This is a genomic window from Streptomyces nigra, from assembly GCF_003074055.1.
Taxonomy (GTDB): domain Bacteria; phylum Actinomycetota; class Actinomycetes; order Streptomycetales; family Streptomycetaceae; genus Streptomyces; species Streptomyces nigra.
On record NZ_CP029043.1, the window covers coordinates 4,379,520 to 4,406,163 of the forward strand.

At 70.9% G+C, this 26,644-nt stretch carries 25 protein-coding genes, 1 tRNA gene and 1 pseudogene; 16 read left to right on the forward strand and 11 right to left on the reverse strand.

Translation table 11 applies throughout. The features are described 5' to 3' along the window. Nucleotides 1-14 precede the first annotated feature (14 nt). Both DC008_RS20375 and DC008_RS20380 read right to left on the reverse strand, forming a co-directional pair. Nucleotides 15-1,376 carry a sensor histidine kinase gene (locus tag DC008_RS20375; protein WP_108708206.1) on the reverse strand — a complete coding sequence of 454 codons (1,362 nt, stop codon included), beginning with the start codon at nt 1,374-1,376 and terminating at the stop codon, nt 15-17. Between the two features lie 151 nt (nt 1,377-1,527). After that, the gene (locus tag DC008_RS20380) at nt 1,528-2,748 is read right to left on the reverse strand and encodes a sensor histidine kinase (RefSeq protein WP_108708207.1); all 1,221 of its coding nucleotides are present in this window, start codon (nt 2,746-2,748) and stop codon (nt 1,528-1,530) included. Nucleotides 2,749-3,091: 343 nt separating this feature from the next. On the opposite strand from DC008_RS20380, the gene DC008_RS20385 reads away from it, so the two are divergent. From DC008_RS20385 to DC008_RS20445, 13 genes and pseudogenes are all read left to right on the forward strand, one after another. Continuing rightward, the gene (locus DC008_RS20385) at nt 3,092-3,514 is read left to right on the forward strand and encodes an NADH-quinone oxidoreductase subunit A (protein ID WP_055622584.1); all 423 of its coding nucleotides are present in this window, start codon (nt 3,092-3,094) and stop codon (nt 3,512-3,514) included. Continuing rightward, nucleotides 3,505-4,161, forward strand: coding sequence for an NADH-quinone oxidoreductase subunit B (locus DC008_RS20390; RefSeq protein ID WP_108708208.1), 657 nt, complete (start codon nt 3,505-3,507; stop codon nt 4,159-4,161). Before DC008_RS20385 ends, DC008_RS20390 begins: the two co-directional genes overlap by 10 nt. Further along, a pseudogene (locus tag DC008_RS36565) lies at nt 4,158-5,572 on the forward strand (NADH-quinone oxidoreductase subunit C). Before DC008_RS20390 ends, DC008_RS36565 begins: the two are co-directional and overlap by 4 nt. Further along, the gene (locus DC008_RS20400) at nt 5,569-6,537 is read left to right on the forward strand and encodes a complex I subunit 1/NuoH family protein (protein WP_108708209.1); all 969 of its coding nucleotides are present in this window, start codon (nt 5,569-5,571) and stop codon (nt 6,535-6,537) included. Before DC008_RS36565 ends, DC008_RS20400 begins: the two are co-directional and overlap by 4 nt. Before the next feature lie 2 nt (nt 6,538-6,539). Next, nucleotides 6,540-7,103 (forward strand): NuoI/complex I 23 kDa subunit family protein, encoded by a 564-nt coding sequence (locus DC008_RS20405; RefSeq protein ID WP_108708210.1) that lies wholly within the window; start codon nt 6,540-6,542, stop codon nt 7,101-7,103. Beyond that, nucleotides 7,100-7,837 (forward strand): NADH-quinone oxidoreductase subunit J family protein, encoded by a 738-nt coding sequence (locus DC008_RS20410; protein WP_382112886.1) that lies wholly within the window; start codon nt 7,100-7,102, stop codon nt 7,835-7,837. Before DC008_RS20405 ends, DC008_RS20410 begins: the two co-directional genes overlap by 4 nt. Then, a complete protein-coding gene (nuoK, locus tag DC008_RS20415; RefSeq protein ID WP_108708211.1) occupies nt 7,837-8,217 on the forward strand; it encodes an NADH-quinone oxidoreductase subunit NuoK in 381 nt (126 codons plus the stop codon). Before DC008_RS20410 ends, nuoK begins: the two co-directional genes overlap by 1 nt. Continuing rightward, nucleotides 8,214-10,208, forward strand: coding sequence for an NADH-quinone oxidoreductase subunit 5 family protein (locus tag DC008_RS20420; protein ID WP_108708212.1), 1,995 nt, complete (start codon nt 8,214-8,216; stop codon nt 10,206-10,208). Before nuoK ends, DC008_RS20420 begins: the two co-directional genes overlap by 4 nt. Nucleotides 10,209-10,214: 6 nt before the next feature. After that, a complete protein-coding gene (locus tag DC008_RS20425; RefSeq protein ID WP_108708213.1) occupies nt 10,215-11,789 on the forward strand; it encodes an NADH-quinone oxidoreductase subunit M in 1,575 nt (524 codons plus the stop codon). Continuing rightward, nucleotides 11,786-13,309, forward strand: a complete 1,524-nt coding sequence (locus DC008_RS20430) for an NADH-quinone oxidoreductase subunit N (RefSeq protein WP_108708214.1) — start codon at nt 11,786-11,788, stop codon at nt 13,307-13,309. Before DC008_RS20425 ends, DC008_RS20430 begins: the two co-directional genes overlap by 4 nt. A gap of 240 nt (nt 13,310-13,549) precedes the next feature. Continuing rightward, nucleotides 13,550-14,410: a zinc metalloprotease HtpX gene (gene htpX / locus DC008_RS20435; RefSeq protein ID WP_108708215.1), complete on the forward strand. Its 861-nt coding sequence runs from the start codon at nt 13,550-13,552 to the stop codon at nt 14,408-14,410. Next, a complete protein-coding gene (locus DC008_RS20440; protein WP_108708216.1) occupies nt 14,407-14,802 on the forward strand; it encodes a YccF domain-containing protein in 396 nt (131 codons plus the stop codon). Before htpX ends, DC008_RS20440 begins: the two co-directional genes overlap by 4 nt. A gap of 192 nt (nt 14,803-14,994) precedes the next feature. Further along, nucleotides 14,995-15,564 carry an SMI1/KNR4 family protein gene (locus tag DC008_RS20445; protein ID WP_108708217.1) on the forward strand — a complete coding sequence of 190 codons (570 nt, stop codon included), beginning with the start codon at nt 14,995-14,997 and terminating at the stop codon, nt 15,562-15,564. A 130-nt stretch (nt 15,565-15,694) separates the two neighbouring features. Here the strand turns inward: DC008_RS20445 and DC008_RS20450 are convergent, their stop codons facing one another. Beyond that, nucleotides 15,695-16,960, reverse strand: a complete 1,266-nt coding sequence (locus tag DC008_RS20450) for an APC family permease (RefSeq protein ID WP_108708218.1) — start codon at nt 16,958-16,960, stop codon at nt 15,695-15,697. Between the two features lie 148 nt (nt 16,961-17,108). Here DC008_RS20450 and DC008_RS20455 point away from each other — a divergent pair, with 148 nt between their 5' ends. Further along, on the forward strand, nt 17,109-17,375 hold the full coding sequence (locus DC008_RS20455; RefSeq protein WP_108708219.1) for a GlsB/YeaQ/YmgE family stress response membrane protein: 267 nt from the start codon (nt 17,109-17,111) through the stop codon (nt 17,373-17,375). 157 nt (nt 17,376-17,532) lie between these two features. On the opposite strand, the gene DC008_RS20460 is transcribed toward DC008_RS20455, so the two are convergent. Further along, a complete protein-coding gene (locus DC008_RS20460) occupies nt 17,533-18,021 on the reverse strand; it encodes a YajQ family cyclic di-GMP-binding protein (protein WP_108708220.1) in 489 nt (162 codons plus the stop codon). 224 nt (nt 18,022-18,245) lie between these two features. Between DC008_RS20460 and DC008_RS20465 the strand changes: the two genes are divergently transcribed. After that, nucleotides 18,246-18,327, forward strand: a tRNA-Tyr gene (locus tag DC008_RS20465). Between the two features lie 176 nt (nt 18,328-18,503). Here DC008_RS20465 and DC008_RS20470 read toward each other — a convergent pair. The 6 genes from DC008_RS20470 to DC008_RS20495 all read right to left on the reverse strand — a co-directional run bounded on the left by DC008_RS20470 (nt 18,504) and on the right by DC008_RS20495 (nt 24,016). Further along, entirely contained in the window at nt 18,504-19,874 is a 1,371-nt protein-coding gene (locus DC008_RS20470; protein WP_108708221.1) for a tyrosine-type recombinase/integrase, read from the reverse strand. 59 nt (nt 19,875-19,933) lie between these two features. Further along, nucleotides 19,934-20,122, reverse strand: coding sequence for a helix-turn-helix transcriptional regulator (locus DC008_RS20475; RefSeq protein ID WP_108708222.1), 189 nt, complete (start codon nt 20,120-20,122; stop codon nt 19,934-19,936). A gap of 453 nt (nt 20,123-20,575) precedes the next feature. Beyond that, the gene (locus DC008_RS20480; RefSeq protein WP_108708223.1) at nt 20,576-22,051 is read right to left on the reverse strand and encodes an ATP-binding protein; all 1,476 of its coding nucleotides are present in this window, start codon (nt 22,049-22,051) and stop codon (nt 20,576-20,578) included. A gap of 2 nt (nt 22,052-22,053) precedes the next feature. Beyond that, nucleotides 22,054-22,881: a bifunctional DNA primase/polymerase gene (locus DC008_RS20485; RefSeq protein ID WP_108708224.1), complete on the reverse strand. Its 828-nt coding sequence runs from the start codon at nt 22,879-22,881 to the stop codon at nt 22,054-22,056. After that, nucleotides 22,878-23,621, reverse strand: a complete 744-nt coding sequence (locus tag DC008_RS20490) for a DNA cytosine methyltransferase (protein ID WP_108708225.1) — start codon at nt 23,619-23,621, stop codon at nt 22,878-22,880. The genes DC008_RS20485 and DC008_RS20490 overlap by 4 nt, the downstream gene beginning before the upstream one ends. An 89-nt stretch (nt 23,622-23,710) precedes the next feature. After that, complete coding sequence (locus tag DC008_RS20495) at nt 23,711-24,016, reverse strand: hypothetical protein (RefSeq protein WP_108708226.1); 306 nt, start codon at nt 24,014-24,016, stop codon at nt 23,711-23,713. A gap of 242 nt (nt 24,017-24,258) precedes the next feature. Here DC008_RS20495 and DC008_RS20500 point away from each other — a divergent pair, with 242 nt between their 5' ends. Beyond that, the gene (locus tag DC008_RS20500) at nt 24,259-24,510 is read left to right on the forward strand and encodes a hypothetical protein (RefSeq protein WP_108708227.1); all 252 of its coding nucleotides are present in this window, start codon (nt 24,259-24,261) and stop codon (nt 24,508-24,510) included. A gap of 22 nt (nt 24,511-24,532) precedes the next feature. Here the strand turns inward: DC008_RS20500 and DC008_RS20505 are convergent, their stop codons facing one another. Further along, nucleotides 24,533-26,644 carry a hypothetical protein gene (locus tag DC008_RS20505; RefSeq protein ID WP_108708228.1) on the reverse strand — a complete coding sequence of 704 codons (2,112 nt, stop codon included), beginning with the start codon at nt 26,642-26,644 and terminating at the stop codon, nt 24,533-24,535.

The following is a 26,644-nucleotide window of genomic DNA, read 5'->3' on the forward strand; positions in this document are numbered from 1 at the left end:
GGCTGTGGAACGCTTCAGACGGTCCGCCAGGGCAGCTCCGCCGTCACACGGGTCGGGCCGCCCTGCGGCGAGTCGACCACGAGGATGCCGTCGACCGCGTCGAGCCGCTCCGCGAGCCCCGCAAGACCCGAGCCGGCGGACACGTCGGCGCCGCCGACGCCGTTGTCCACGACCTGGAGCATCAGCCGGTTCTCCACCCGCCACACATCCACCGACGCCCAGGTGGCCCGCGCGTGCTTGCTGATGTTCTGCAGCAGCTCGGAGACCGTGAAGTACGCGATGCCCTCGATCGCCGGCACCGGGCGCTGCTCCAGATCGACCTGGACCTCCACCGGCACCGTGCACCGCGACGCCACCGCCGACAGGGCCGCGTCCAGACCGCGATCGGTCAGGACCGCCGGGTGGATGCCGCGGGCCAGATCGCGCAGTTCCTGCAGGGCCGTCTTCACCTCGCCGTGGGCCTCGTCGACCATCCGTGCCGCCGCCTGCGGGTCCTCCGTCAGCTTCTCCTTGGCCAGCCCCAGATCCATGGCCAGGGCCACCAGGCGGGCCTGCGCCCCGTCATGCAGGTCACGCTCGATGCGGCGCAGATCGGCTGCGGCGGTGTCCACGACGACCCCGCGGTCCGACTCCAGCTCCACCACACGCGTGGCCAGCTGCGACGGCCCGAGCAGACCGTGCACCATCACCCGGTCGACCGTCGTCAGCGCCCGGATGATCCACGGCGTGGCCAGCGTGAACACCAGCCCGACCAGCGCGGTGACGGTGATCTCGAACGGGTTGTCGAGGTAGATGCTGTGCGTCTCGTCGCCGAACAGCTGCAGGCCGTCCTGCCCCGCCCAGACCGGGAAGACCCAGAACCACAGCGGATACGTCAGCAGCGCCCACCCGTACGTCCACAGGCTGACCGCGACGGAGAAGGAGAACACCGCCCACGGGAAGTGCAGTACCGCGTACAGCACCGACCGCCACGACGTCCCGCTCTTCAGCACGGCGCCGACCCACGCCATGAAGCCGCCCGAGCGGGTCCGCAACGGCTCCGGGTCGCCCACGTCCAGGTGGAGCAGGGCACGGGCGCGCACCCGCTCCAGCGCGGCGAAGCCCCGGCAGCCGGCCAGGGCCGCCGCCAGCACCGGCACACCGAGGAACGTCACCAGCAGGCCCGCCCCCAGCGACACCATCGTGACCGCGTACACGAAGAGCATGATGCTGATCGGCAGACCCAGCAGGACGTAGCCGAACTCCCGCCAGGTGCGTGCCGCGAACGGCGCGCGCAGCACGGCCGGCATCCGGTGCCGCCGCTCACCGTGCTCGGGGAACCCGTGCCCGGGGTGGCCGAGCCCGTGCCCGTAACCCTGTCCGTACTCCGTGGCCATCGGCGTCGTCCGTTCTCCTCGTCCCTCAGCCCCCGTGCGAGGCTGTGCCGTCGTACCTCCACCCTCCTCGACCCCGCGTGCCCGGACCATGGAGACCGTCGGCCTCTTGGACGGGGGGTTTTCCCTACCCCCGGGCCGTCCCTGGGTGGACCTACCCCTGGGTCGCGGCACGCGGCCGCCACGGCAGCTCGGCCGTCACCGTCGTGGGGCCGCCGTCGGGGGAGTCGACGACGAACAGCCCGTCCACGGCGCCCAGCCGGTCGGCGAGCCCGCGCATCCCCGTGCCGCCGTCCAGGCGCGCACCACCACGCCCGTCGTCCCGCACCTGGATCAGCAGCCGGTCGTCCCGGCGCCACACGTCCACCGACGCGGACGCCGCCGCGCTGTGCTTGCTGACGTTCTGCAGTAGCTCGGAGACCGTGAAGTAGGCGATGCCCTCGATGGCCTCGGCCGGCCTCGCCGGCAGGTCCACGGTCACCTTCACCGGCACCGTGCAGCGCGACGCGACCGCCGACAGGGCGGCGTCCAGGCCCCGGTCGGTCAGGACGGCCGGATGGATGCCGCGCGCCAGATCGCGCAGCTCCTGCAGGGCCAGCTTCACCTCGCCGTGCGCCTCCGCGACCATCTCCGCCGCCGCGTCGGGGTCCTCCAGCAGCTTCTCCTTGGCCAGACCCAGCCCCATGGCGAGGTTGACCAGACGGGCCTGCGCCCCGTCGTGCAGGTCGCGCTCGATACGGCGCAGATCGGCGGCCGCCGTGTCGACGACGACGCCGCGGTCCGACTCCAGCTCGGCGATACGGCGCTCCAGCTCGTCGGAGGGCGACAGCAGCCCGCGCACCATCGCCCGGTCCGCGTTCGACAGACCCCGCGCGATGAACGGCAGGACCGGCCACAGCACGAACAACGACGTCAGCGTGATGACGAACGTGAGGATGCCCCACGGCAGCCGGATGAAGTCGTACAGCACCGTCCGCCAGCCCACCGGGTCCTTCAGCGCCAGCCACAGCTGCGGGAAGAAACCGTCCTTCCCGCCGTGCAGCGGCAGCCTGCTCGGCTCGTCCACCCGCACCCCGAGCAGCGCACGCGCGCGTGCCCGCTCCAGCTTGCCCAGCTGCCGCGCGCCCATCAGCCCGCCCGCGAGCAACGGGAACCCGATCACCGTCACCGTCAACCCGGCACTGGTGAACAACACCGTCACCACATAGATGAAGCCCACCAGCGACACCGGGAAGTTCGCCAGCAGGTGCGCGATCTCCTTCCAGGTGTGCCGGTCATAGGCGAAACGGGCGGGCGGCAGCGGTGGCTGCGTGCCGTCGGACGGCCCGGAGGCGTCCCGCGAGGAGGGCTGCGAGGAGGTGGGGCGTTCGGTCATATGGGTTAGCGTGCCGCGCGCGCCGCCCGCGCGCCATGGAGTGGACCGCCTCCACGCCCTGGGGAAAACCCCACCTCCGGGCATCCGCCGCAGGCTCGCGGGACGCTTCTCGCCGCCTCGAGGAGCACGCTCCTCGCCTCCCTGCGGGAACCCAAGGCGTGACGGGCTGCTTACGGTGTCTTTAGCAGGGCCTAGACTCCCGTGCGTACAGATCGTCGAACAGCGTCGACAGCGACGTTCACGGCACTGTTCACGAGATCACGCGTCGCAGGACACTGGCCCCGGACGGGGTGGAGCCTGGTCCTGGGACATCGGTCACGAGGTCAGGGAGCGAGGGACGGACGTGTCGGAACAGACCGTCGTCGTCGCGGCGGATGCGTATGACGTCGTCGTCTCGGCGGACTACTTCCAGTCCTACTCGGTCGTCGGGCTGCTGGCCGTCGTCGGCGTGCTGTTCGTCGCCGTCGCCTTCGGCGCGGGCCGCCTGCTGCGACCCGTGGTCCCCACACCCGAGAAGCTCCTCACCTACGAGTGCGGCGTCGACCCCGTCGGCGAGGGCTGGGCCCACACCCAGGTCCGCTACTACGTGTACGCCTTCCTCTACGTGATCTTCGCCATCGACTCGATCTTCCTCTTCCCCTGGGCGACGGTCTTCGCCGCCCCGGGCTATGGCGCCACCACGCTCGTCGAGATGTTCGTCTTCCTGGGGTTCCTGGCCGTGGGCCTGCTCTACGCATACAAGAAGGGCGTCCTGGCATGGACGTGACGCCAGACACCAACGAGCAGCCGGTACTGCTGCCGGAGCCGAAGCGGCTGGGCGCGCTCGCCCGCCTGGCCCCGGAGCCGATGAAGGTGATCCTCAACTGGGGCCGCCGCTACTCGCTCTGGGTCTTCAACTTCGGCCTCGCCTGCTGCGCCATCGAGTTCATCGCCGCGTCGATGGCCCGCCACGACTTCATCCGGCTCGGCGTGATCCCGTTCGCGCCCGGTCCGCGCCAGGCCGACCTGATGGTCGTCTCCGGCACGGTCACCGACAAGATGGCGCCCGCGGTGAAGCGGCTCTACGAGCAGATGCCCGAGCCGAAGTACGTCATCTCCTTCGGCGCCTGCTCGAACTGCGGCGGCCCCTACTGGGACTCCTACTCCGTCACCAAGGGCGTCGACCAGATCATCCCCGTCGACGTCTACGTCCCCGGCTGCCCGCCCCGCCCCGAGGCGCTCCTCCAGGGCATCCTCAAGCTCCAGGAGAAGATCGCCCAGGAGTCGCTGGCCGACCGCTACGCCACCTCCCGCCCGTCCACGGCCGCCCTCCAGAGCGGCCTTGTACGGGGTCCGCAGACGCCGGGCACTCGAGCGGCCGACGGTGACGCCGGCACCGACGCCGGACCCGATGCCCGGGAGGCCCGGCGATGACGACGATCGGCTGGCTGCCCGCCCCGGCCGAGGAACTGTTCGGCCCGGAGGCCACCGCCGAGGAGTCCTACGACGTCCTCACGGTCGACGTGCCCCCGGCGACCTGGATCACCGCCCTGGAGACCGCCCGCGACACCCTGGGCTGCACCTACTTCGACTGGCTCAGCGCCGTCGACGAACCCGGCACCGGCTTCCGCGTCGCCGCCCACGTCGCCGCTCTCGGTCCCGTCCGCCGTCTCCTGGTCCGTACGACCGTCCCGCACGAGTCGCCGACCCTCCCTTCCGCCGTCGGCGTCTACGCCGGCGCCACCTGGCACGAACGCGAGACCCACGAGATGTTCGGCGTGGAGTTCACCGACCACCCCGGTCTCGACCACCTCCTCCTCCCCGAGAACTTCGAAGGCCACCCCCTCCGCAAGGACTTCGTCCTGGCCGCCCGCGTCGCCAAGGCGTGGCCGGGCGCCAAGGAGCCCGGCGAGTCCGAGCACGGCGGCCCCAAGCGCCGCCAGATGCTCCCGCCCGGCGTGCCCGACCCCAACGAGTGGGGTCCGCTCAAGGGCCAGCTCCCGCCCGCCCCGGCCCGCCCGGCCAGGGCCGCCGGACGCACGGCCGGAGAACGCCCCGTACGCCGCACCCGCTCCGCCGCCGAAGGCTCGGCGACCCAGCCGGGCGCCCCGACGGAGGCCGCCCCCGCCGCCGGCACCCGTCCCCGCCGCACCCGTACGGCATCCCAGGGCTCGGCGAGTCAGACGGCCACCGGAGCGGACGCCCCGCCCACGGCCACCGGAGCTGAGGCCCAGCCCCCGGCCACCGGAGCGGGAGCCGAGGCCCAGACCCCGGTCGCCGGCACTGGGTCCAAGGCCCCGGTCGCCGGGGCGGAAGCCGGGGCCCCGGCCGAGCCCGGCACCACGGCGCCCTCGGCCCGCCGCGCCCGTAGCGCGAGCGAGGGCTCGGCGTCCCAGCGCACCCCGGCCACGCCCCGGCGCTCCCGCAGCGCCTCGGAAGGCTCGGCCAGCCAACGCCCCGCCCCCGAAGCGCCGACCCCCACGGCTCCGGCCCCGGAGGGAGAGGGAGAGGCATCGGCTCCGGCCACCCCGGACGACGGCCCCGTCCCGGGCACGCCCGCCCCGGACGCGGCCGCCCCCGCCCCGGCGCCCCCGCCGCCCCGAGGGCTCCGCGCAGCCCGGACGCTCCGTGGCACCACGCCCGCCCGGCCTTCGAGGAACCGGCCCCCGAACCGACCGCGCACGAGGAATCGAACGCGCGGGGAGAACAGCAGGACGACCCCCGGCCCGGCGAGGAGACCGCCGAGCAGCCCGACGGTCCGGCCGACGACCAGACTGATCAGCCCGCCGATCACCCCACTGAGCACCCCGACGAAGGAACCGACCCCGCAGGAGGCCCGCGGTGAACGACGCTCTCGACGTCACCCTGCGACTCCTGATCGTCTTCGTCGTCTTCCTGACCTTCCCCCTGCTCGTCGGCCAGACCGAGCACAAGGTGATGGCTCATATGCAGGGCCGCCTCGGCCCGATGTACGCCGGTGGCTTCCACGGCTGGGCCCAGCTCGTCGCCGACGGCGTGAAGTTCGCGCAGAAGGAGGACGTGGTCCCGGCCGGCGCCGACCGCCGGATCTTCCAGCTCGCCCCCGCCGTGGCCCTCCTTCCGTATCTGCTCGTGCTCCTGGCCATCCCCATCGGCCCGGGCGAAGGCGCGGTCGGCGAGGTCGTCGACGCGGGCATCTTCTTCGTCCTGGCGGTCATGGGCGTCGGCGTCCTCGGCTCACTCATGGCCGGCTGGGCCTCCGCCAACAAGTTCTCCCTTCTCGGTGGTCTGCGCACCGCCGCGCAGCTCCTCGCGTACGAACTCCCCATGCTGCTGACCGCCGCCTCCGTCGCGATGGCGGCCGGCACGGTCTCCCTCGTCGGCATCCTCGACGCCTTCGAGTGGTGGTGGCTGCCCTGGCAGATCGTCGGCGCGATCGTCTTCTTCGTCGCCGGCCTCGCCGAACTCCAGCGACCGCCCTTCGACATGCCCGTCGCCGACTCGGAGATCATCTTCGGTGCCTACACCGAGTACACCGGGCGGCGTTTCGCTCTCTTCCTCCTCGCCGAGTACGCCGGGATCGTCGTCCTGTGCGGGCTGACCACCGTCCTGTTCCTGGGCGGCTGGCACGGTCCCGCGGGTGCCGACGGTCTCGGCTGGGTCTGGACCCTGCTCAAGACGGCCGTCCTCGCCTTCATCGTGATCTGGCTGCGCGTCACCTACCCACGGCTGCGCGAGGACCAGCTGCAGAAGCTCTCCTGGACCCTTCTCGTCCCCCTCTCCCTCGCCCAGATCGCCCTCACCGGCATCGTCAAGGTGGTGATCCAGTAACCATGGCCCCCGTCCCCGGCAGTGGCCTGGCCAAGGGCCTGGCCGTCACCCTCCGCACGATGACGAGGAAGTCCGTCACCGCGCAGTACCCGGACACCCAGCCGGCCCTGCCGCCCCGAAGCCGCGGCGTGATCGGCCTGTTCGAGGAGAACTGCACGGTCTGCATGCTGTGCGCCCGTGAGTGCCCCGACTGGTGCATCTACATCGACTCCCACAAGGAGACGGTCCCGCCGGCGGCCCCGGGTGGCCGGGAGCGCAGCCGCAACGTCCTCGACCGCTTCGCCATCGACTTCTCCCTGTGCATGTACTGCGGTATCTGCATCGAGGTCTGTCCTTTCGACGCCCTGTTCTGGTCCCCGGAGTTCGAGTACGCGGAGACCGACATCCGCGACCTCACCCACGAGCGCGACAAGCTGCGCGAGTGGATGTGGACCGTCCCGGCCCCGCCCGCCCTGGACCCCGGTGCCGAGGAGCCCAAGGAGATCGCCGCCGCCCGCAAGACCGCCGAGAAGCTCACGGCCGCACAGGCGGAGTCGCGACAGGACGCGCAGGAGGGGGAGTCGTGAGCCTCTCCGCAGCAGCCGTCACCGCGCACGCCCTGACCACCAACGCCCTGACCACTCACGCGGCCCCGTCGAACGGCACGCACGGCTTTCTCTCCCCGACGGGTGTCGAGATCACGTTCCTTCTCGTCGGCCTGGTCACCTTCGGCGCCGCCCTCGTCACCGTCACCACCCGGCAGCTGGTGCACGCCGCCCTGTGGCTGGTGGTGGCGCTCGGCGGTCTGGCCGTCGAATACCTGCTGCTGACGGCCGAGTTCATCGCCTGGGTGCAGGTCCTCATCTATGTCGGATCCGTCGTCGTCCTCCTTCTGTTCGGTCTGATGCTCACCAGGGCTCCCATCGGCCGCTCCCCGGACGCCGACTCCGGGAACCGCTGGGCCGCCCTCGCCGTGGCCGTCGTCTCCGCGGTCACGCTCGTCTGGGTGGTCGTCGACGCCTTCCGCACGACCTGGATCGATCTGGACGGTCCCGCCGCCGGCTCCACCAAGGCCACCGGCGAGAGCCTCTTCCAGAACTGGGTCCTCCCCTTCGAGGGCCTGTCCGTCCTCCTCCTCGCCGCGCTGGTCGGCGCGATCGTCCTGTCCCGCAAGGAGAAGGACGAGCCGGGCTCTCCTCCTGTGAACTCCCGAGCCGCGACCGGGAGTTCCCCATCCGTCCCGGATTCCCGTAATCACCCGATCGGGCGAAATGGGGCGTCTGAGGGAACTCAGTCGGCCGACCAGGAAGGCGCCCGCTGATGCATCTCGCGTATCCCGCCGTGCTCTCCGCGCTGCTCTTCTGCACCGGCCTGTACGGCGTCCTCGCCCGCCGCAACGCGATCCTGGTCCTGATGTCGGTCGAGCTGATGCTCAACGCCGTCAACCTCAACCTGGTCGCCTTCGACGTCTGGCTCAGCCGGGCCGCCGAGGACACCCTGCACTCCGGTCAGGCCCTCACCCTCTTCACGATCACCATCGCGGCCGCCGAGATCGGTATCGGCCTGGCGATCGTGCTCGCCGTCCACCGCAACCGCGGCACCTCGGACATCGACCGGCTCCGCGACACCGCCGAGGGCCGCGACCCCGATCACGACAGCCCCGCCGCCGGGCAGGCCGAGAAGGCTGAGGCCACCGCGTGACCACGACCACCCTCGCCGTCCTCGTCCCCCTCCTTCCCTTCCTCGGCGCCGCGGCCGGCCTGCTCCTGGGCCGCACGGCACCCGGCTTCGTCCGGCCCCTCGCCGTCCTGCCGACCCTCGCCTCGGTCGTGCTCGCCGCCGTCGTCGCCGTGCGCCAGGGCGGTAACCGGGTGATCGACGCCGCCACCGAGCTCACGCCCACGGGCTCGGTGCCGATCGAACTCGCCCTGTACATCGACGGCTTCGCCGCACTGGTCGCCGTACTCGTCGGCGTCGTCGCGACCTGCGTGCAGATCTACTCCACGGGCTACCTCCGCGAGGACCCCCGCTACCCGTCGTACGCCGCGCTCGTCTCCCTGTTCACCTCCGCCATGTTGCTCGTCGTCTACTCCGGCGACCTGATGGTGCTGCTGGTCGGCTGGGAGATCATGGGCATCTGCTCGTACTTCCTGGTCGGCCACTACTGGGAGACCCCGGAGGCCCGCGCCGCCTCCCTCAAGGCCTTCCTGGTCACCAAGCTCGGTGACGTCCCCTTCCTCATCGGCCTGTTCGCGCTCGCCACCGACGCCGGGTCCTTCCGGATCACGGAGATCCTCGGCACCGTCGCGGACGGAGGCCTCGACCACCCGACCCTCGTCGCGCTGCTGCTCCTCGCGGGAGTGGCGGGCAAGTCCGCGCAGTTCCCGCTGCACACCTGGCTGCCCGACGCCATGGCCGGTCCGACGCCCGTCTCCGCGCTGATCCACGCCGCGACCATGGTCGCCGCCGGTGTCTACTTCGTCGCCCGCCTCCTCCCGGTCTTCGAGGCCTCCCAGGCCGCGATGGTCGTGCTCGCCGTGATGGCCGCCGTCACCATGGTCGGCTCCGGACTCGCCGCCCTCGCCCAGGACGACATCAAGCGGGTCCTCGCCTACTCGACGATCGGCCAGCTCGGCTACATGACCGGTGCCCTGGCCGTCGCGGACCGCGGCGCGGCCGTCTTCCACCTCCTCTCGCACGGCGCCTTCAAGGCGCTGCTCTTCCTCGCGGCCGGCGTGATCATCCACGCCGCCGGCACCAACTCGCTGGCCGTCATGTCCCGTATGAGCGGGCTGCCCGACCGGGTCCCGGACGCCTTCTGGACGATGACCGTGGCGCTCCTCGCGCTCGCCGCGATCCCGCCGTTCAGCGGCTTCTTCTCCAAGGAGTCCGTCCTGGGCGCGGCCGAGCACGTCGCCACCGGCCACACCGAGCACGCCCCGGGCGCCGCCGGCTGGACCGTCCTGATCGCCGGCGTGATCACCGCGCTGCTCACCGCCGCGTACGCGACCCGCCTGTGGCTGCTCACCTTCCGCGGCCACGGCGTCGCGGCCCCCGACCACGGCAGGCAGCCGGCCACGATGACCGTGGTGCTGTGGGTGCTCGCCGTGCCCTCGCTGGCCGTCGGCGCGTTCGCCTACCGCGTGCTCCCCGACTGGTTCGACGGCAACGACCTCGCGCCCACCCTCACCACCTCCGTCCTCGGCACCGGAGTCGCCCTCATCGGCGGCATCGTCACCTACGCCGCCTGGCGGCACACGACCTCCCTCGCGGCCGACGTCCCGATCGGCGCGGTCGTCGCCCACCCCGAGGGCGACGCCGGACAGGTCGAGGCGGAGGCCATCGCCAGCCACGCGCCCGTGTACGGGGGAGTGGCCTACGCACCCGACCCGGCGGACCCCGGCAGGCTGCTGCTCGGCCCGCTGCACCGCCACGCGGCCGTCGGCTTCCACCTGGACGCCGTGTACCAGGCGCTGTTCGTCCTGCCCGTGCGGGGCGGCGCGGCCCTCGTCCGGTTCCTCGACCGCGAGGTCGTCGACACCTACGTACGCGGCGCCGGCGCCCTTCCCCGCTGGCTCGGCGTCGCCGTCCGGCGCGCCCAGACCGGCAATGTGCAGACCTATGTGAGCGCGCTGCTCGCCGGCACCGTCGTCCTCGCGGTCGCCGCCGTCCTCGTCGCCACGGGAGCGTGAGCAGGCGTGATCGATATCAACGAGTCCGTGATGCAGTTCCTTCTGGCGTTCGTCGTCGTCGGGCCGCTCCTCGGCGCGGCCGCCGCCCTCCTGCCCGCCCCGCCCGGGCTGAAGGGGAAGTCACCCGACCAGGCGGTGCTGCGGCACGGGGTGACCGTGACCGGCGCGGTGCTCATCGCCGCGATCGTCCTCGCGCTGGGCTTCGACCATGACCAGCCCTCGAAGATGCAGGCCGGCACGGACATCAGCTGGATCCCCGCACTCGACGTGCGCATCCACCTCGGTGTCGACGGCATCTCCCTGCCCCTTCTGGTCCTGACCGCGCTGCTGACCTTCCTCTGCGCGCTCTACTCGTACTTCAAGATGCCTTCCGGCCCCACCCCGAAGGCGTTCGTCGCCCTGCTGCTCCTGCTGGAAGGCGGCACCCTCGCCACCTTCGCCGTCCTCGACCTGCTGCTCTTCTTCCTCGCCTTCGAGACGGTCCTCATCCCGATGTACTTCCTCATCGCCCGCTGGGGCGGCGACGGCCGGGCCGCGGCCGCCTGGAAGTTCATCCTCTACACGCTGCTCGGCTCCGTCGTCATGCTGCTCGGCCTGCTCCTGATCGGTCTCGAGGCGGGCACATTCGACATGGTGGCACTCGCCACTGACAACGGCCGGTCACTGACCGCATCCGTGCAGGTCATCGCCGTTCTGGCGATCGGTCTCGGCCTCGCGGTCAAGACCCCGATGTGGCCCCTGCACAGCTGGCTGCCCGACGCGCACACCGCCGCGCCGACCGTCGGCTCGGTCCTGCTGGCCGGTGTCCTGCTGAAGATGGGCACGTACGGGTTCGTGCGGATCCTCCTGCCGATCGCGCCCGACGGCTTCGCCGACTTCGCGCCCTACCTCGCCGCCTTCGCCGTCGTCGGGATCATCTACGGATCGCTGGCCTGCCTGGCGCTGGCCAAACAGGGCGCGAAGGGCGACCTCAAGCGCCTCATCGCCTACTCGTCCGTCGGCCACATGGGCTTCGTGCTGCTCGGCATCGCCACGATGACCCCGACCGGCGTGAACGGCGCCCTGTTCGCCAACATCGCCCACGGCCTCATCACCGGCCTGCTGTTCTTCCTGGTCGGCGCGCTGAAGGACCGTACCGGCACGACCGACCTCGACACCCTCGCCGAGGAGACCGGCGCGGCGCTGTACGGCAAGGCCCCGCGCCTGGGCGGACTGCTCGCCTTCGCGGCGGTCGCCTCGCTGGGCCTGCCCGGGCTCGCCGGGTTCTGGGGCGAGATGCTCGCCCTGTTCGGGGCGTTCGACCCCGCCGCCGGCCTCAGCCGCCCGGCCTTCCTCACCTTCATGGCGATCGGCGCCTTCGGCACCCTGCTCACCGCCGCCTACCTGCTCGTCGTGGTGCGCCGCGTGTGCATGGGCGCGGTCCCGCAGGAGGCGCCGCGGCTCGCCGACGTCCACGGTTACGAGTTCGCGGCCTGGACGCCGCTGGTCGCCCTCACCGTCGTCGCAGGCCTCTGGCCGAAGACCCTCCTCGGCCTCACCGACCCGGCCGTGCAGCAGCTCCTCGCAGGAGGCACCCGATGAGCTCCCCGGCCCACACCCTCGCCGAGTCGCTGGTCCAGTCCGTCGACTGGCTCGCCATCGCGCCGCCCACGGTCGTGGCCGCCGTGGCACTCGCGGTCCTCGTGGCCGACCTGTTCGTCCCCGAGACCAGGAAGGCCCTGCTCGGTTGGGCTTCCGTGGCGGGCCTCGCCGTCTCCGCGCTCCTGCTGCTGCCCCTCCTGGACGGCGACCGCTCCACCTTCTGCCTCACCGGTGCTCCGGACGTGTGCAGCTACACCGCGGACCGCTTCACCCTCGTCATCCAGTTCCTCGTCCTGGGCGGCGCCCTTCTCGCGGCCCTCCTCTCGGTCACCGCACTGAAGGACGCCAGGAAGGACCTGGCCGAAGGCGAGTACTGGTTCCTGCTGCTGTCCTCCGCCGCCGGGGCCGCGCTGCTGCCGGCCGCCCGCGACCTCGCGACCCTCGTCGTCGCCCTCGAGGTCGCCTCACTGCCCGCGTTCGCCCTGGTCGGCCTGCGCCGCGGCGACCGCAGGTCGTCCGAGGCGGCCCTGAAGTTCTTCCTGTCCTCGGTCACCGCCACAGCGGTCAGCCTCATGGGCATCAGCTTCGTGTACGCCGCGACGGGCACCCTGCACCTCACACGGCTCGCCGAGCGCATCCAGGACGTCGACGGCCAACTCCAGACCCTGACCCAGACCGGCGTGGTCCTCACCCTCGTCGGCTTCGCCTTCAAGACGGCCGCCGTGCCGTTCCACTTCTGGGTGCCGGACACCTACATCGGTGCGCCCCTGCCGGTCGCCGCCTATCTGTCGGTCGTCGGCAAGGCGGTCGGCTTCACCGGCCTGATCCTCGTCACCGTCGTCGCGCTGCCGTCGTACGCCGACGTCTGGGGCCCGGCGCTCGCGGCGCTCGCCGCGCTCACCATGACCGTCGGCAACGTGGGCGCTCTGCGACAGCAGGCCACGCGCGCGTACAGCGCGGTGCGCCTGCTCGCCTGGTCCTCCGTCGGCCAGGCCGGCTACCTCCTCGTGCCGATCGCCGCCGCCGCGTACTCCGGCGACGCCGAGCGGTCCATCGGCTCCACCGTGGCCTACGCGCTCATGTACGGCGCCGTGAACCTGGGCGCCTTCGCGGTGGCCGCACTGGTCGGCCGTACGAAGACCCTGAACCGGGTCAGCGACTACCGCGGCCTGTACGCCCGCAACCCCGTGTCCGCCCTGGTCCTGGCCTTCTTCCTGCTCTGCCTCGCGGGGCTGCCGCCGGGCATCATCGGGCTGTTCGCCAAGGTCACCGTATTCTCCGCCGCCGTCGACGCGGGTCTGGGCTGGCTGGCCGTGGTGATGGCGGTCAACGTCGTGATCGCGCTCTTCTACTACCTCCAGTGGACGGCCCTGCTGTTCCGCGCCCCTGAGGGCGAGCCGGTCAGGCATCTCCCGCCCGCCCCGGTGACCGCCGCGATCGCCCTCACCGGCGTCATCGCGGTCGCCCTGTCCGGAGCGCCCCAGCTGGTCCTGCGCTTCGCCGACACCGGGCTGTTCTGACCCGCCCGTCCCCACACGCGCCCCTTGCGGCCCCCGCCCGTCCCGGCACGCGCGCGTGCCCGCGTGCACCGGGCCCTCACCCGGACAGCCCAGACGTGGCAGCGGCCGACCAGGGAACCCGTGACCTTCGCCTGGCGTTGACCAGTACAGAAGGGTCCACTGGACGTGACACCACGACACCGGTGGCGTCGGACAACGACCAGTAGAGGTTCCCCTGCCGCACCACTTGGAGGGCGTACCGTGCACCGCCGGCACAACGGGCTCAGGACCGCAGTCCTCCTCGGGGGACTGTCCGCACTCATCATCGTCATCGGCAGTTTCTTCGGCCGGACGGGGCTCGTCATCGCGGTCGTGGTCGCCCTCGGAACCAACGCCTACGCCTACTGGAACAGCGACAAGCTCGCCCTGCGCGCGATGCGGGCCCGCCCGGTCAGCGAGTTCGAGGCGCCCGGGCTGTACCGCATGGTCCGCGAGCTCTCCACCCAGGCCCGTCAGCCCATGCCCCGCCTCTACATCTCGCCGACGGAGGCACCGAACGCGTTCGCGACCGGCCGCAACCCACGCAACGCCGCGGTGTGCTGCACCGAGGGCATCCTGCGCCTCCTCGACGAGCGCGAGCTGCGCGGTGTCATCGGCCACGAGTTGAGCCATGTCTACAACCGCGACATCCTGATCTCGTCGGTCGCCGGTGCACTCGCCTCGGTGATCATGTTCCTGGTCAACTTCGCCTGGCTGATCCCGATCGGCCGCTCGGACGACGACGACGGACCCGGCATCCTCGGCCTGCTGCTGATCATGATCCTGGGGCCGCTGGCCGCCTCCCTCATCCAGCTGGCCATCAGCCGTTCCAGGGAGTACGAGGCGGACGCGTCCGGAGCCCAGCTCACCGGAGACCCGCTCGCTCTGGCCAGCGCCCTGCGCAAGCTGGAGATGGGCACCAAGCAGCTGCCGCTGCCGCCCGAGCCCCGGATCGAGACCGCCAGCCACATGATGATCGCGAACCCGTTCCGTCCCGGCCAAGGGTTCGCGAAGATGTTCTCCACCCACCCGCCGATGGCGGAGCGCATCGCCCGACTCGAGAAGATGGCAGGCCACCAGTGAAGACCATCCTGAACGTCATCTGGCTCGTCCTGAGCGGCTTCTGGCTGTTCCTCGCCTACATGGTGGCGGGCCTCGTACTGTGCATCACCATCATCGGCATCCCGTTCGGCATCGCGGCCTTCCGCATCGGCGTCTACGCCCTGTGGCCCTTCGGGTACACCACGGTCGAGCGCCATGACGCGGGCGCGCCCTCGTGCGTCGGCAACGTCCTGTGGCTGGTCCTCGCGGGCTGGTGGCTCGCCATCGGCCACATCGTCACGGGCCTCGCGCTGTGCGTGACGATCATCGGCATCCCGTTCGGCATCGCCAACTTCAAGCTGATCCCGGTGTCGCTGTTCCCGCTGGGCCGCGAGATCGTGCCGACGGACAGGCCGTTCGCGGCGACCTGGTAGACGGGGCGGCAGCCGGACCGTCCGCCCGTGACTGTCCACACCCCGGCGCCCGTGACTGTCCACACCCCGGCGCCCGTGACCGTCCACACCGTGGCGCCCAGCCTGCCCACACCCCGGCGCCCCGATTGTCCACAGTCCGCCGGTTGTCCACAGGCCCGACCGGTTGTCAGTGGCGGCCTGCATCATGAACGCATGACCGAGAACGAGCAGTTGCTGACGAGGGTGGCGGACCAGGCCCGCAACACCCGTCCGTGGGGCTGGCCTTCACTTCCCGAGCCGGTGGACGCGGCCACCGTGGCCCGCGCCGAGGCCGCCCTCGGCTTCAGCCTGCCCCCGCTCCTCGCCGGCCTCTACCTCCGCATAGGCGACGGGGGATTCGGCCCGGAGTACGGCCTGTTGCCGCTGCTCGACAACCCACCCGCCGGCGAGCCGGCCGCCGTCCCGCAGTACCTCGCCAACCGGGAGGAGGCGCGGACGGACACCGACTGGCCCTGGCCCGAAGGGGTCCTGCCGATATCCCACTGGGGCTGCGCGATGTACGCCTGCGTGGACTGCCGCAGCCCCGAGGCCCCCGTCCTCCTCTTCGAACCGAACGCCGACGACGTCGCTCACGCCTGGTACGTGGACGCCCCCAGCCTCGCCGACTGGCTGCGCGCCTGGCTCGACGGCACCGGCTGGTACGACGAGGCGAACGACGGCATGGACCTGACCCCGTGGGCGGACTTCCCCCTGCGCACGGGGTCCCCGCACCCCACCACGTGAGCTCCTGAGCTCCTGAGGCGAACCCGCCCCACCGTCGCCGTCCCCGCACCCCACCACCTGAGCACCTGAGCCCCTGAGGCGAGCCCAGCCCCACCATCCCGGCCCTCCGTCCCTGGCCCGGCATCCCGCCCTACGCCCGGGACGACCGCCGCCCCACCCACCACCGCACCCCGTACAAGGCGCCGCCGACCGCCAGCACACCCGCGCCCACGACCACCGAGACCACCGGAAGGGAGAAGGCGAGCACCGCACACCCGACCAGCCCCACCACCGGCACGACACGTGCACGCCGGGCCCGATCCAGCGTCCAGGCCGATGCGTTGGCCACCGCGTAGTACGCCAGCACACCGAAGGAGGAGAAGCCGATCGCACCCCGCACGTCCACGGTGGCGGCGAGGACCGCGACCACCGCGCCGACCGCCAGCTCGGCCCGGTGCGGCACCTGGAAGCGCGGATGGACAGCGGCCAGGGCGCCGGGCAGATGCCGGTCGCGGGCCATGGCCAGCGTCGTACGCGAGACCCCCAGGATCAGTGCGAGCAGCGAGCCCAGCGCCGCCACGGCCGCCCCCACCCGGACGACGGGGACCAGCCCCGGTACCCCGGCCGCCCGTACGGCGTCGGTCAGCGGTGCGGCCGCAGCCCCGAGCCCTTCGGCTCCCAGCACGGAGAGGACTGCCACCGCGACCCACGCGTAGACGACCAGCGTCACGCCCAGGGCGAGCGGGATCGCCCGGGGGATCGTGCGCGAGGGATCCCGGACCTCCTCGCCCAGGGTCGCGATCCGCGCGTACCCGGCGAACGCGAAGAAGAGCAGGCCGGCCGCCTGGAGGACGCCGCCGACACCGCCCGAGGCTCCGGTCCACAGATGCCCGGGGTCGGACCGGCCGGAGCTCAGGCACGCGACCACCACACCGGCGAGCACGGCGAGAACCACCACCACGATCGCCCGTGTCAGCCAGGCGGACTTCTGGATGCCGCCGTAGTTCACCGCGGTCAGCGCCACCACGGCCGCGACCGCCACCGCGTGCGCCTGGCCCGGCCAGACGTACGCCCCGACCGTCAGCGCCATCGCCGCACAGGAGGCCGTTTTGCCGACCACGAAGGCCCAGCCCGCCAAGTACCCCCAGAACTCCCCGAGTCGCTCGCGCCCGTACACATACGTCCCGCCCGAGGCGGGATAGCGGGCGGCCAGCCGGGCCGACGACATGGCGTTGCAGTACGCGACGACGGCCGCGACCGCGAGCCCGAGGAGGAGACCCGAGCCGGCCGCGCGGGCGGCGGGGCCGAGCGCGGCGAAGATCCCGGCTCCGATCATCGAGCCGAGCCCGATGACGACGGCGTCACCGACTCCGAGCGAACGCCGTAGCCCGGGGGAGGCGGAGGGGGACCGTGTCATGGCCCGACCCTACTGATCGCCGCAACCACAGGACACCGGCGATACGTCCTGTTCACCAACGGAGCAGCAAGAGTGTGCGAACGAGCGCGCCGGAGATCACAGTGCCTGGAGAAGTGCAGGCACGGCGCGGAGGGGCAGGTTCAGGGGTATGACGATCATCAGCTGGATCTTCCTGGGGCTGTTGGCCGGAGCCATCGCCAAGTTCCTGCTGCCGGGCCGGGACCCCGGTGGCTTCATCGGCACGACGCTCATCGGTATCGCGGGCGCGTTCATCGGCGGCTGGATCTCGGCCCGCTGGCTGGACCACCCGATCAGCAAGGACTTCTACGACGGTGCCACCTGGGTGTCGGCGATCGGCGGTTCGCTGGTGCTGCTGGTCGCCTACCGGATCTTCTTCGGCCACTCACGCGACTGACCCCGCGGAGCCCGACCCCGGGCCACGGGCCGGAACGCGAGAAGGGTGAACCCCGCGCACCCGCGCGGAGAGCTCACCCTTCCGGTCCCGGGGCCCGGGCGGCCGGCCAGCCCGCCCCTCACCCCGTCGGCTCAGTCGGTCACCGGCGATTGAACGATCACCGGTAGTTCACGAACTGAAGCGCGAAGTCGAAGTCCTTGCCCTTCAGCAGGGCGATCACGGCCTGGAGGTCGTCCCGGCTCTTGGAGCTGACGCGCAGCTCGTCACCCTGGACCTGCGCCTTCACGCCCTTGGGGCCCTCGTCGCGGATGATCTTCGCCACCTTCTTCGCGTTCTCCTGGGAGATGCCCTCCTCGATCGACGCGAAGATCTTGTATTCCTTGCCCGAGAGCTGCGGCTCGCCCGCGTCCAGGGCCTTCAGCGAGATACCGCGCTTGATCAGCTTGGACTGGAAGACGTCGAGGACGGCCTTCACCCGGTCCTCGGAGTTCGCCTCCATGAGGATCTTCTCCCCGGACCACGAGATCGAGGCACCCACGCCCTTGAAGTCGTAGCGCTGCGAGATCTCCTTGGCGGTCTGGTTGAGGGCGTTGTCGACCTCCTGCCGCTCGACCTTCGAGACGATGTCGAAACTGGAGTCGGCCATGTCCTGTGGCTCCTTGTATCGGGGTGCGAATGGGTGCGTGTCGGCGGGCGTGGGGGTGGCCGCCGAGCCCGGGGCGGACCTCGGGCCGCATCCCGACAAGCCTAGCCACCCCGGGTCCCCCGGGTGGCGATCAATCGGGTGGCGAACCACCCCTCCGCATCGGGTATTGTTTACGTCGTTGCCAGGGAGCACCGCCGCAGAGCGGTTCGAACGGCAGCGACCCCGGCGGTGTGCCCGAGCGGCCAAAGGGAGCAGACTGTAAATCTGCCGGCTCAGCCTTCCCAGGTTCGAATCCTGGCGCCGCCACACTTGAGGGAACCCCCTCCGAACTGCGGAAACGCAGCGCGGAGGGGGTTCTTTCGTATTCGAACACATCGATTCGAACGATGGTCGAAAAGCGAGGCTTGTCTCACCTGGTCTCAGGTGCGACCCGTCCCTGGTCAGCATGTGTCCCCCAGACGTCCCCCGGGGGAGGCGCTCTCTCAGTGCCATTCCCGCAGGCCAGCCTCAATCTGGCGGTTCGCTCGGTCCTGGGCCTGCGCCAGAACCTTCGCGTAGACCCGCAGGAGCACGGCCACGGAGTGCCCGGCCCTACGCGCCACCTCCATAGGGTCGACACCGGAGAAGAGCCAGAGGGAGACCCCGGCGCATCGCAGGTCATACGGCCGGCGGGCGAGCGGCGACGCCACCTCGAAAGGGGACAGAGCAGCGCTCCGTGCTTCCGCCCAAACCTCGCCGTATCCCGTGTCCTGAATCACACCGCCGCGGCTCGTGCGGAACAGGCGGCCATCCGGTGCTGCGCCATATCGCTCGATGTGCCACCGGAGCATCGCGACAAAGTGCGGCGGGATCGGCACCACCCGTGAGTCGCGGACCGCTCGGGCCTTGAGGTGGCGCTCTTGGTGAGCCCGGTCGTCGTCCGTCCAGTTGTGGCCGGCATGGACGATGCCGCCGCGAAGCGTGAGGTGGCCCCACCCGCGCTTGGGCAAGTGACACTGTGACGCCTTCAGACCCACGGCTTCGGCGGGACGCATGGCGGCGTAGTAGAGGCACCCGAAGAAGGCTTCGAGGTGCGCTCCGCGCTCCCCCTGAGCGCGTACCGCTTCGAGCAGTTCCCGCACTTGGCGCGGGTTGGCGACACTCGCTGGGTCAACTTCCTCGGTGGACTTCGGGGCCGTCCACTTCACCGTGGTCAGGGGGTTCACGGGGATTGTGAAGTACCGCCGTTCGACCGCGAGCCCGAGCACGTCGCTCAGGCAGGCTCGCTTGCGACGGGCAGTACGTCCCGCGGCGGGGGAGCCGTTGAGCAGCGTCGACAGGGCGTCGAGCGCAGTGCGGAGCGTCGCAGGGTCTTCAAGCGCTGAGATGGCCACGGAGTTCTTCTCCACCCAGCGAAGAGCGTCAGCCACTTCGGCGGGAGGCTCTTGGCCCCAACGGCTCTTGTTGTACGCCCAGCCGTACAGGGCCCTGCGCAGCACTCTGGGCGCCGGGCGGCCGGCCGTGGTCTTCACCAGCACGGGCGTGATGGTGGCGAGTGCGTCGGCATCGTTGCGGCGAGACTTGGCCGGGAGGCGGTCCCATCTTCCGTCGACGTACGCCCGGGTGTGCTCGTACCAGGTCACGGAGCCGTTCAGCGCACGGAGTTCGGAGGCGGGCAGGCCCGACTCCACGTCGAACTGCTCGCCCTTGCGGAGAGCGGTCATCAGCTCGGATCGGCGGCCATCTGCCTGGGCTTTGACCGTGTAGCTCTTGGAGTGCTTCTGGGGGCCGACAAGCCAGCGAACGCGATAGGGCTTCGGGCGGTCTCGGCGGGTCTCGATGCTGTAGACGCGAACGTCGTACGTGAAGGGCATTGCTCTCCAGGCAGCGAAAGGGCCCGCCCCGGAAGGGCGGGCCCGATGGGCGATGCAGGTCAGGCGGCGTGCTCGGTGCAGCTCTCCCACCACGCGTCCAGGTCGGCGCGGCTGACACGGACCTGACCGTTGGGGAGCTTGCGGAGCTTGGGGGCTTGGCCGCGGGCGCGCATGCGGTAGAAGGCGGTGCGGCTCATGCCGATCTCTTCGAGGACTTCGGGGAGCTTGAGCATCTGAGGGCGTGCCACAGTCGACTCCTTCGAGGTTCTGGTCTTGGCTGGGCTGGCACCTGTCCGAGGTTCGGATTTCTGCGTCACCGCGTCACCTGCGTCATTCAGGTCGCTGACCTGCGGTTATCGGTGACGGAGTACGGTGGGGCTGCGTCACCTCCGTGTCACCTGCGTCACCGGGGGGGGTGACGCAGGTGACGCACGATGACGCAGGCGGTTGGGCTCTGCGTCACCTCCTTCTCTGCTGGTCAGGGGCCGTTTTCGGGCGTGGGTGACGCAGGTGACGCAGCGTTCTCCTACTTAGGAAAAGGAGGGGGTGGTGTCTGTTGTTGTGCGCGGCTCAGAGAGCGAAGAAGGAGCCGCTGCGCGGCGCGTCCTTCGGGCGGTGCTACGCACCGAACAGCAATAGGAGCACCCAGCGCCGCGTCGCCCCCGGGTGCTCTTCTTGCTGTTGTCGGGTGAACCCCGCGTTCAGAACGCCGTTTCCTGTTGCGGCTGGGGTGCCGGTGCGGGTTCGGTGAGTTCGATGTAGCGGGCCGTTTTGGTGCGTCCCCAGTCCACGAGCAGGCCGCGGGCGGCGAGGGTGGGCTGTAGGCGCTTGAGCCGGTCGGAGAGGACCTTGCCGGTGGTCGGCCACCCCTTGGGCAGCGGGCGGCACTCCTCACCGCTGTAGAGCCGCGTGAGCAGGTGCAGCCACTCCGCTGACGACATCTTCTCCTGCGCCCCCGGTTCCATGCCGGCCGCGTACTGGAGCACGGTCTGCGCGAGCAGGTCGCCCTCGATGACGTCGTCGTTGAGGTCGTCCAGCCCAGCCCGGTAGGCCGCCAGAGCTCCGAGGCCCATCGCCGCGTCAAGCTGCGCGCACAGGTGGGCGAAGTCCGCCATCCGCAGGTCGGTCGGCGTCTCAGCGGTGGCGGCGCGGACCTTGACGGTCAGGTCCAGCAGGGAGCCGAGCATGACGGGCAGGGCTTCGGCGTACTCCGCCCACAGCTCCGCTTCGGTGCGCCGCACCTTCGGCCGCTCCAGGCGCAGCGGCAGGAGGCGTTCGGCGAGGTCGGGGCGGATGACGCCGACGTCGATGCCGGTCAGGAGCAGGGGGCGGCGGTAGCGGGCGCGGAAGACGTCCCCATCGGTGAACAGAGCGCGCTTCACGGACTCGGCTCCGGTGACGATGCAGCACATGGCGTCGGACAGGTCCGGGCTCATGTGGGAGAGGTTGTCCAGCGCGGTGACCCATCCCGCCGCGACGGCCGCGATCAGGTTGTCCTCGTCCTTCGGGGCCCGGCGCAGGTCGCCGGTCATGCCCTCGATGAGCCGGATCAGCATCCGCCCGCCGGTCGACTTCCCCGCGCCCTGGGGACCAGTCAGGAAGGGGGCGGGGACGGGCACGGAGGGTTCCAGGCAGCCGATCAGCCAGGCCATGGCCAGGCACTCGGTCTCAGCGTTGGCGAAGTTGCACAGCCTGAACAGCGCGTCGATGCCCTTGCCGTTGGTGTCCTTGGCGGGCAGGGGCAGTTCGCCGGTGAGCTGGGTGCGCCGCCAGCACACCTCTGCCGGGTCGGGGGTGCGGATGTCCCAGCCGGTGGGGTGGATGCGGACGGACTGGCCGTCGTTGCGGCCCAGGTCCAGCCAGGTGGCTCCGTCCAGGCCGGGGGCGACGCGGATGTGGACGGGCTGGACCTGCTCGGTGAGGGCGAGTGCTTCGATCAAGTCGAGTGCCTCCTTCATCGCGGTGCCGTTGAACGTGCCGAGTCCGTCTTTGAACAGGCCGACCATGAGTTCTTGGCGGTGGCTGCCGGTGGTGCCCTGGGAGCGGATGGGGCGGGCCACGGGGTGGCCTTTGCGCTGTGCGTAGACGGTGCCGTCAGCGGTGCGGAAGTAGCGAAAGCGCTCTTTCGCGTAGTCCGCGATGACCTTCCGGGCCGGGTTCTTGTCGTCGTCTTCCATGCTCAAAGCCCCAACGTGGTGCGTGCATTGGTCCACGCATCCGTGCAGTGCCGCGGCGTCTCGCCCTTGGCCTGAGCGGCGGTGAACAGGCGGGCGATGTGGTCCTCGGTGAGGCAGCCGCACCGGCCGTGCGTGGACAGCACGGCGAGGAAGGTTCGATAGACGGTCGCGTGGATCGCGCAGCGGGCCTCGGTGATGCGCTGCTCCGCCATGGCGATCCCGCGTTCGAGGTAGGCGGGTGTGCGGTGGCGGCATTCCCCGCCCCCGGCCGGCGTGGGAACCCTGACGGCTACGGGGGTGGCGGGCTTGGCTGCGGTGAGCACGCACACGACGTCCGGGAGCTTTGTCATGGTGCCGGTGCCGGGCCCGAGCCAGCGGGCGTAGGACATGGTGGACTTGATGTCCACGCCGGGCCGCACGCCGTTGGCCGACGGCATCGTCCCGAGGTAGAGCCAGTGCTCGCCGCGGGTCGTGGGCACGGTCCGGGTGGCGGGCAGGGTCTTGCGGGCCCACGCGATGGCGTCGGCGTTGTCGCAGTCCACGACCGTCAGGCCGGCGCCGCCCGGGTGGTAGGCGATCGCCGCGGCGCCCTGCCATGCGCTCGCCCATGCCAGCGAGGCGATGACGCTGGTGTCGGTGGTGGCGGCGGCCCAGCCGTGGCAGGGGGCGGGGCAGGTGCAGGGGCCGGGGGTCTTCATGTGCGGCCGGCCGCCGCACGAGGTGTACAGGCAGCCGGGGCAGTTGGCGAAGGGCACTTTGCCCTTGCGCAGCGGCAGCACGGGCAGCCCCTCAGCCGCGAGCCGCAGGGCGGTACGCAGGTGGCTGCTCACGCCGCCACCCCCAGCGTTCCGGAAGCAAGGAAGGCGCGGCCGATCCACTCCATGTAGGCAGGCGGGAGAGCTTCCCTCAGGCGGAGGTGGTCGGTGGACCAGTCGATGCCCTTCGCGGCCCGGATCTCCTCCACGGTGGCCTTCCCACCGCCCTTGCCGTACGCGGCGACATAGGGCCCCTCGCGGTATTCGCCGTGGCGCCAACCGCGCACGTACCCCCTGTGCTTGGGGTGGGCGGGCTGCGTAGCTGCCCAGCCTCCGAGTTCGAAGTAGCGGTGCATGAGCACAGCCAGCCCGAACTGCTCGCCGCACAGGCGGATGTCCTTGCGGACCTCGGAGCCGGCCACGTTCTCCATCACGTACGGCCGGCCGGTCGCCTCAAGAGCGGCGCGGACGGGCCGGATGAGACGGGGGTAGGTGCGGCCGATCGCCGCGTTGCGCGCGGCGTTGGTGCCCTTGGTCGGGGCGCCCTCTCCCTGGCAGGGCGGCGAGACGTGGATGAAGTCGAACTCACGGCCACAGTCGCGGATGAATTCGACCACGTCGCCTCGGTGGAACACATCGCCCGGGTAGTCGGGTTGGGGTTCGATGTCGATGCCGGTGATGTGGACGTTCGGGCCGAACGCACGGCGCAGGCCTTCGGTGGCGCCGCCGATGCAGCAGCACCCGTCCAACACGCGGAAAGGCTCGGGCGGGGCGAGCGCGGCGTGCACTCGCCGGATGTCGGTGGGTTGGGTCATCCTGGATGTCTCCAGTTCCTTGATGGTGACTGGCTGGACAAGGGCGGCCCCGCTTCTTTGGCGAGAGTGGGGGGCCGCCCTTGGCGTAGCTACTTCTTCGAAAAGACCTTGAGGGTGATGCCGCCGATGCCGATGGGTCCGGCGGCGCCGGCGATGACGGTGGCGGTGTGGGCCGCGGCGTCGAGCAGGAGGCACAGGCAGGCGACCAGTCCCCAGCCGCCAGCCACGACCGCCCCGGCGATCGCGAACGGGATCAGCACGCGGTGCCAGGGGATGCCCGTCGGGTGGGTGTCGTTGAGGACGATGACGACGGGCTGTCCGGTGGCCTGCGCGCGGTGGTAGGTGTCGGCGGGTATGTGCGGGGCGATGTCCCCCGGCGGGGTGCGGTGGTCCATGGCGAGGGCTCCCTCGGGTGGGCTGCGGGCCCGCACCCGGGACTGGTGCGGGCCCGCTCGGTTGGGTGGGTGTACTTGTCGCGTGGCTTGTCGTCTTCCTTGTCGCTTGTCTTGTCTTGTCGCTTGTCGCCTTGCAGGTCACAAGCCATTTCAGGTCCTCAGCAAGCCGCCCAGAGCCCTCCCCGGAGCGGCGGGCGACAAGTGACAAGCCGGGTGGAAGCGGCCAGCCGTATGGTTCGGTCATGACCGACGATGCAAGCGGCCCGCTGGACCTTGACTCTCATATCGACGTCAGCCTCTGGGCACCCGATGTGGTGGTGCTCTTCCACTGGCTCATGGAGTTGGACTTCGACCAGTTGCCGGTCAACCACAAAGCAGAAAAGCAGGCGCTGAACGACCTGTTGGCACAGCTCGACGAGTGGGCGCTCGGAACGACAGAGAGGGATCTGGAACGCGCCCGGGAGATCGTCGCCCGGAACATGGGCTGGGAGTAGCAGCAGTCCCCCGGGCCCTGGGTCAGCCCTCCGGGGGCTGTTCGGGGGCGTGCTGGCGGTGGACGTAGCGGGCTTTGGTGCCCTCACCGATGCGGACGGCGGTGCCGCCCTTGACCCAGTCCCGCAGCCAGCCGACGACCGTCTGACGGGACGTTCCGTGCTCCCCGGACAGGGCGCGGGCGATCGCGGACGCTCCGGTGCCCTCGCGACCGGATGCGAGCAACAGTGCCAGCGCCGCTTGCTGTGCGGGGCTGTCCTGCTCGCCCCGCAGCGCCGACAGGTTCAGCCCGCCCGCCGCCGGCGGCGGTGTGCCGGTGTCGGGTGTGTGCGGGTCGGGTGTGGTGGCGAACTGGGCGTCGATCTCCTCACGGAAACGGCGCAGCATCTCGTCTTCCGGGGAGACCGGGGCCGCCTCCTGCTCGCGCAGCGCGGACAGATTCAGTCCCTCTGCGGTGTCGTCGTTGGCGTGGTCGTTGCCGGGGGTGAGGTCCCGCATCCATGCGGTGCGGTCGGCATCCCAGCGCCGCGCGTAGGCGGCTCCGGCGGCCTTGGCGGACACGTCGTCCAGCCGCGGGTGCCGGTCGGAGGTGGCGGCGATGATGTCCCGGATCTGGTTGGGCAGGATGCGCCACGCCTTGAACAGCGCCGCAGGTGATTCCGGGGTGCCCATGAACCCGGCTCCCTTATACGGGGCTTGCTCGACGCGCAGTCCGCGCCGGCCCGGGAACATCTTGCCCAGGTCCATGCCCTCGGTCTCACCGCCGGTCAGCGCGACGCGGACCTTGCCCTCACGGCGGATCATCAGGTTGCCCAGCACGCTGCCGGTCGCCCCGAGCGCGGTGAGCACGGTCCGCACGCCCATGGCGCGCAGCATCCGGATGACCTCAAGAATCTTCTTGGCGAGTTGCTTCATCTGCCGGTCGGTGCTGACCAGGATCTCCGCGCCCTCATCGATGACCAGCATGATCTGCGGAATCTTCGAGCTGATCGGCAGCAGATCAGTGTTCGCCTTGGCGAGCAGGTCCTGATACGCCTTCTTGCGGTGCAGCCCGATGGCCAGGGCGGTATCGAGCATCAGCATGGCTTCCTCGAAGGAAGCGGCCAGCCAGTCGATGCCGGGGCGGACCGGCTGGCCGTCCTCCCGTTTGATCTCGCCATTCAGCGCGGGCAGTACCCACGGCAGTCCGGCCGATCCCGCGTTGAGGTCGATCACGAACGTGAGGACGTCATCGGCGCGGGCGAAGCTGGCCAGGATGTCGTGGACCATGTTCGTCTTGCCCGAACCGGTCGGGCCGACGACCAGCGCGCACTGCTCGCGCAGGTAGGCGGAGACGATCTCCCCGTTGGTGCGCACGCCCCACGGCAAGCCGGTCAGGATCGACAAAGGGCCGTAGTCGTCCGGATAGCGGCAGTCTTCCTTGAGGACGTTGACGGTGGTGACGTCCAGGATGGTGCGGCCCTGGTGGATACCCGGGGTCGCGGCCGCGGTGCAGCCGTGGGGCAGCTTGGCGTCCGCGGACAGGGCTACCGAGTGCTGCGCGATGCGGTCGTAGGTGACGCCGCCCTGCGGCTCCAGATCCAGGGAGTATCCGGTACCGGTCGGCCACATCTCGACCGCCAGTACCTTCACGCTGATCGAGCAGATCCGCTGGATGCGCTCCACCCACTCCGCGGCGATCGCCCGGCGTTCCGCGGAGAGCTCCTGCGCGATCTGCCGTTGCTCGGCGGCGATGGCTTCCTCTTCACGGGCCTCTTCGTAGAAGGCGGAGGCGCGGGCGGCGGCGCCGATGCCGACGCCGATGGTGGCGAGCGTGCCGAGGGCGGCCCAGGTGAGGGGGCCGTGGGTCATTGCCCAGGTGGTCCATCCGGCGCCGATCAGCCAGGAGGCGGCGCGGGTGGCCAGGGTGCGGCCGGCGTTGCGCACGCGTAGACCCATGACCGTGTGGCCGAGGGCGCCGGCCGCGCCCACGGTCAGGGCCCAGCCGGGGGGCATACCGGTGGCGGCGCCGGTGGTGGCGATGGCGAAGGCTCCGGTGGTGGCGGACAGGGCGCCGGTCACGGGTCCGTGACCGGCCGCCCAGTCCAGCACCGGGCCACTGCTCGCGTTCTTGTTGGCGGTGGCGGTGCTGCTCAT

Excerpts from the sequence above, each read along its gene's own strand:
- DC008_RS20445 (WP_108708217.1), top strand. The coding sequence starts at position 14,995 with ATGACCGAGAACGAGCAGTTGCTGACGAGGGTGGCGGACCAGGCCCGC.
- nuoK (WP_108708211.1), top strand. The coding sequence starts at position 7,837 with ATGCATCTCGCGTATCCCGCCGTGCTCTCCGCGCTGCTCTTCTGCACC.
- DC008_RS20455 (WP_108708219.1), top strand. The coding sequence starts at position 17,109 with ATGACGATCATCAGCTGGATCTTCCTGGGGCTGTTGGCCGGAGCCATC.
- DC008_RS20470 (WP_108708221.1), bottom strand. The coding sequence starts at position 19,874 with ATGCCCTTCACGTACGACGTTCGCGTCTACAGCATCGAGACCCGCCGA.
- DC008_RS20380 (WP_108708207.1), bottom strand. The coding sequence starts at position 2,748 with ATGACCGAACGCCCCACCTCCTCGCAGCCCTCCTCGCGGGACGCCTCC.
- DC008_RS20495 (WP_108708226.1), bottom strand. The coding sequence starts at position 24,016 with ATGGACCACCGCACCCCGCCGGGGGACATCGCCCCGCACATACCCGCC.
- DC008_RS20460 (WP_108708220.1), bottom strand. The coding sequence starts at position 18,021 with ATGGCCGACTCCAGTTTCGACATCGTCTCGAAGGTCGAGCGGCAGGAG.
- DC008_RS20480 (WP_108708223.1), bottom strand. The coding sequence starts at position 22,051 with ATGGAAGACGACGACAAGAACCCGGCCCGGAAGGTCATCGCGGACTAC.
- DC008_RS20500 (WP_108708227.1), top strand. The coding sequence starts at position 24,259 with ATGACCGACGATGCAAGCGGCCCGCTGGACCTTGACTCTCATATCGAC.
- DC008_RS20505 (WP_108708228.1), bottom strand. The coding sequence starts at position 26,644 with ATGAGCAGCACCGCCACCGCCAACAAGAACGCGAGCAGTGGCCCGGTG.
- DC008_RS20490 (WP_108708225.1), bottom strand. The coding sequence starts at position 23,621 with ATGACCCAACCCACCGACATCCGGCGAGTGCACGCCGCGCTCGCCCCG.
- DC008_RS20375 (WP_108708206.1), bottom strand. The coding sequence starts at position 1,376 with ATGGCCACGGAGTACGGACAGGGTTACGGGCACGGGCTCGGCCACCCC.
- DC008_RS20450 (WP_108708218.1), bottom strand. The coding sequence starts at position 16,960 with ATGACACGGTCCCCCTCCGCCTCCCCCGGGCTACGGCGTTCGCTCGGA.
- DC008_RS20430 (WP_108708214.1), top strand. The coding sequence starts at position 11,786 with ATGAGCTCCCCGGCCCACACCCTCGCCGAGTCGCTGGTCCAGTCCGTC.
- DC008_RS20390 (WP_108708208.1), top strand. The coding sequence starts at position 3,505 with ATGGACGTGACGCCAGACACCAACGAGCAGCCGGTACTGCTGCCGGAG.
- DC008_RS20405 (WP_108708210.1), top strand. The coding sequence starts at position 6,540 with ATGGCCCCCGTCCCCGGCAGTGGCCTGGCCAAGGGCCTGGCCGTCACC.